Raw genomic sequence first — 2,848 nt, forward strand, 5'->3', positions numbered from 1 at the left:
CGTGACCGGCTCGCCCGCCGCCGTCCTGGCGGGAACCGCGACGGCCGCGGTGCTCCTCGGCGCGCTCCTCATCGCGGTCCGACGCCGCGTGGGCAGGTAGACACCGTCGCCCGACGCCGTGGCAGCATGCGGGCATGAAGCTCCACGAACGGATCGAAGGCCGCCTCCGCGAGTTCGTCGAGCGGCAGCCCATGTTCTTCGTGGCCACGGCGCCGCTGGCAGAGGACGGGCACGTCAACCTCTCGCCGCGCGGCATACCCGGCACGTTCGCCGTGCTGGACGACCACACGTTCGCCTGGCTCGACGGTACGGGCAGCGGCAGCGAGACCGTGGCGCACCTGCGGGAGAACGGCCGCATCACCATCATGTTCTGCGCCTTCGACGGCCCGCCGAACATCGTCCGCCTGCACGGCACCGGCCGCGTCGTCAGCCGGTACGACGACGGGTACGCGGCGCTCGCGGCCCGCTTCACCGACGTGCCCGGCGCTCGCGCCGTCGTCGTGGTGGACGTCGAGAGGGTCTCCGACAGCTGCGGCTGGGGCGTGCCGCTCATGTCCTACGCGGGCGAGCGCGGACTGGTCGGCCCGTACTTCGAGCGCAAGGGCGAGGCGGGGCAGCAGGAGTACCGCCGGGCCAAGAACCGGACGAGCATCGACGGCCTGCCCGCCTACGACGACGACCCGCTGCCCGCGCCTCAGTAGCCCGTGCCGGTCTTGGCCTGACGGCGCTCCTTGGGGTGCGCGCCGCCCTTCAGGTCGAGGGTCTTGCACGCCTCCTCGATGTCCTCGGTGAGCCGGTCGACCTGCGCCCGGCTCATGGTCTCCTTGACCAGGGCCCGGAGGATCTTCACGTCCTGCGCGTCCGGCGGCAGCGTGTACGCCGGGACCATCCAGCCGCGCTCGGCCGATAGCTGCCAGGCGATGTCCGACTCGTCGTACCCGACGTGGTCGCCCGCGAGCCGGAACGCCACCAGCGGGAGCTGCTCGGCGTCGTCGCCGATCACCTCGAACCGGCCGGTGTCGCGCAGGTTGGCCGCCAGCACCCGGGCGTTCTGCTGCATCTGCGTCATCACGTAGGTGTAGCCCTCGCGGCCGAGCCGCACGAAGTTGTAGTACTGGGCGAGCACCATGGCCGCGCCGGTCGAGAAGTTCAGGGTGAAGGTGGCGTCGGTCTTGCCCAGGTAGTTCTCGTAGAAGACGAGGTCCTGCGCCAGGTCGGACGTCTCGCGGAAGACCAGCCAGCCGATCCCGGGGTAGACCAGTCCGTACTTGTGGCCGGACACGTTGATGGACCGCACCTGCTCCAGCCGGAAGTCCCAGCGTGAGTCGGGGTACAGGAACGGCCAGACGAAACCGCCGCTGGCGCCGTCGACGTGCAGCGGGATGTCGAGCCCGCGATCGCGCCTGACGTCCAGGAGCAGCTGGTTGATGCCGACGATGTCGTCCATGTGTCCGGTGAACGTGGTGCCGAGCACCGCGGCCACGCCGATGGTGTTCTCGTCGAGGTAGGGGGCCACGTCGTCGGGCCCGATCGTGTACTTGTCCACGCCCAGGGGGATGATCCGGGGTTCGACGTCGAAGTACCGGCAGAACTTCTCCCAGACCACGTGCACGTCGCCGCCGAACACGAGGTTGGGGCGGTCCACGGGCTCCCCGGCGGCCTGGCGCCGCTCCTTCCACTTCCACTTCAGCGACAGCGCGCCGAGCATGATCGCCTCGGACGACCCCTGCGTGCGGCAGCCGGTGGTCTCGCCGGGCGCGTGGAACAGGTCGGCGAGCATCCGCACGCACCGCTGCTCGATCTCCGCCGAGATCGGGTACTCGGCGTGGTCGATGAAGTTGCGGTGCAGGTTCTCCGCGATGATCCGCTGCGCCTCCGGCTCCATCCACGTGGTGACGAAGGTCGCGAGGTTGCGCATCGGGTCGCCCTCGAGTGCGAGGTCCTCGCCCAGCATCCGCATGGTGTCGGTGGGACTCATGCCGGTGTCCGGAAACACCGTGGACGGAACTTCCTCGGTCAGGAAGCGGTTGCCGTACAGCGCCGTCGTGCGCTCGTCACGCGTGCCCATGCTTTCGAGTCAAGCATGGGCCCCGGACATCGTCGACCGGTGGGCGGGCGAACTTCCGGGGCCGGGCACTCATCCTTCCGGGTGCTCGCCGAGCTGCAGCGCCCCGCCGACGACGAAGCAGACCGCTCCGACGAGCGTGCCCCAGTTGACCAGTCCCGCGGCGACGACGGTCGAGGTCGCCGGCCGGGTGAACGCTGCGAGCCCGGCCAGGAAGAAGAACACCGAGCCCACCTGGTTGACGGCCACCACCCACCAGCCGAGCTCGTGCGGCCGTACCCCGATGCGACCGTGGCACACCTCCAGCAGGGCGAGGTGCCCCGACAGGAGGAAGCAGACGCAGCCTGTCATGTCGGGTAGCCAGATCCATCCGTTGGACTGCCGCGCCGTCAGGTCGGACGCGAAGGCGGCGACCAGGCTGACGCCGAAGAACAGGGTGCCGGCGAACAGCACGGCCACGCTGAGCCAGCCGATCTGCCGCGGCAGCCAGGCCCACCACCGCCACGCCGTGGCGCTCAGGGTGCCGCGCTCGTCGATCGCGGTGGGTGCGTTCGACGCCTGTACCACCGACGCGTAGCCGCCGGTGCTGAAGAACAGCCCGCCCACCAGGTAGACCGTGTCGACGGCCCGGATGCTGCCGACGCCGAGCTGGGCGAGCAGCGGGCCCAGGGCGAACATCGCACCGCCGATCATGAAGGCCACGCCCGCGACCACGTTGGCCCGGGCCAGGCGGGCCGCGGTGGTGGGCTCCGCCCCGACGACGCGCGCCAGGGCGCCGCCGGC

General features: G+C 70.6%; 3 protein-coding genes. 1 reads left to right on the forward strand and 2 read right to left on the reverse strand.

Going from position 1 to position 2,848, the window contains the following annotated elements:
- The first annotated feature begins 134 nt into the window (after positions 1-134).
- Positions 135-701, forward strand: coding sequence for a pyridoxamine 5'-phosphate oxidase family protein (locus PROKR_RS10645; RefSeq protein WP_036962961.1), 567 nt, complete (start codon positions 135-137; stop codon positions 699-701).
- Here the strand turns inward: PROKR_RS10645 and gad are convergent.
- Positions 695-2,068 carry a glutamate decarboxylase gene (gad, locus tag PROKR_RS10650; RefSeq protein WP_036962963.1) on the reverse strand — a complete coding sequence of 458 codons (1,374 nt, stop codon included), beginning with the start codon at positions 2,066-2,068 and terminating at the stop codon, positions 695-697. The genes PROKR_RS10645 and gad overlap by 7 nt on opposite strands.
- Before the next feature lie 69 nt (positions 2,069-2,137).
- Positions 2,138-2,848, reverse strand: a 711-nt coding sequence (locus PROKR_RS34580; RefSeq protein WP_036962965.1) for a hypothetical protein, incomplete at its 5' end; no start/stop codon positions are given.

It is taken from the genome of Promicromonospora kroppenstedtii DSM 19349 (assembly GCF_000515355.1).
GTDB lineage: Bacteria > Actinomycetota > Actinomycetes > Actinomycetales > Cellulomonadaceae > Promicromonospora > Promicromonospora kroppenstedtii.